1 protein-coding gene is annotated in these 1,575 nt (G+C 69.8%); it reads left to right on the top strand.

Going from position 1 to position 1,575, the window contains the following annotated elements:
* The first annotated feature begins 160 nt into the window (after positions 1–160).
* Positions 161–1,531 (top strand): cytochrome P450, encoded by a 1,371-nt coding sequence (locus G6031_RS00005; RefSeq protein ID WP_182611048.1) that lies wholly within the window; start codon positions 161–163, stop codon positions 1,529–1,531.
* The last annotated feature ends 44 nt before the right edge of the window (positions 1,532–1,575 follow it).

The raw sequence follows: 1,575 nt of genomic DNA on the forward strand, positions 1-1,575 counted from the left end.
CTGTCACCACGGCGCTGTCACCACCGCGCTGCCACCACCCCGCTGTCACCACCGCGCTATCGCCACCGCGGGGAGAAACGACACCGCCAGTTTCGCTATTCGGCTGACAGTCGCGTGAGGGAGGTCACAGACTGGAGGGACCCCGACAAAGAGGTGCAGTATGTCAATCGATGGCGATCCGCGCGATCCGGTCTACCGGCCGGGCCCGGCCCCCCTCCGCTCCCACCTGCCGATCCTGGGCGGGACCCTCGAGTACGTCGAGAATCCGCTGGCCACGATGGCCCGCCGGTACCGCGACCACGGGCCGGTCTCCGAACTGAGCTTCCTCGGCGCCACCTGGACCGCGCTGATCGGCCCCGACGCGTGCCAGATCGCCCTGCAGAACGCCGACAAGGCGTTCGCCAACGGCCCCGGCTGGGGATACCTCGTCGGCCCGTTCTTCGACCGCGGGCTGATGCTGCTGGACTTCGCCGAGCACCACCACTACCGGCACCTCATGCAGGAGGCGTTCACCCGCCCCCGGCTCGAGGGATACGCCCGTACCCTGGCCCCGCTGGTCGAGCGCGGGATCTCGAGCTGGACCCCTGATCGGGCGTTCGAGGTCTACCCCGCCCTCAAGTCGCACACGCTCGATCTGGCCACCGAGGTGTTCATGGGCGGCGCCGAATACGCCGAACCCGGGGAGATCGAGCGGGTCAACACCGCGTTCGTGGACTGCGTGCAGGCCGCCAACGGTTACATCCGCTCGACCGCTCCCCTGCCGTTCACCAAGTGGGGTCGCGCGACCCGCGGCCGGCGCCTGCTGGAGGAGTTCCTCCGGCGCCACCTGCCCGCCCGCCGTGCCAACCCCGGTGAGGACCTGTTCTCTGCCCTGTGTCAGGTGGCCGACGCCTCCGGCGGGATCGACGACGACGACATCATCAACCAGATGATCTTCCTGCTGATGGCCGCACACGACACCACGACCAGCACCGTGACCTCGATGGTCTACGAACTCGGGCGCGATCGGGAGTGGCAGGAGCGCTGCCGGCGGCAGTGTCTGGAACTGGGCCCCTCGCCGACCCTCGCCGAGCTGGAGGGTCTCACCGACCTGGACCTGGTGATGAAGGAGACGCTGCGGCTGCACCCGCCGGTGCCGGTGCTGGCGCGCCGGGCGGTCAAGGACACCGAGGTGCTCGGGGTGGCGATCCCCAAGGGACGGCTCGTCTCGGTGATGCCGCTCCTGTCGCACCACATGCCCGAGTACTGGACCGACCCGGAGATCTTCGACCCCGAGCGGTTCACCGAGGGCAGGCGCGAGGACAAGTCCCACCGCTACGCCTGGGAGCCCTTCGGCGGCGGGGTACACAAGTGCCTCGGCATGATCTTCGCCAACCTGGAGTCCAAGCTCGTCCTCAGCGCGCTGCTCCGGCACTTCGAGTGGTCGGTGCCTCTGGACTACGTCCCGCCCATGAAGAACGACTCGCTGCCGTTCCCCGGTGACGGGCTCCCGGTGTCCCTGCGGCCGCTCACGCCGGCCCGCACCGGCTGAGCCGACCCGGCGACTCGCCCGCCCGCGCGACCCGCCCGACCCGC

Source organism: Dietzia sp. CQ4, assembly GCF_014145125.1.
Taxonomy (GTDB): Bacteria; Actinomycetota; Actinomycetes; order Mycobacteriales; family Mycobacteriaceae; genus Dietzia; species Dietzia natronolimnaea.

Bases quoted from the DNA above. Each gene is read 5' to 3' on its own strand.
- G6031_RS00005 (WP_182611048.1), top strand. From the start codon at position 161: ATGTCAATCGATGGCGATCCGCGCGATCCGGTCTACCGGCCGGGCCCG.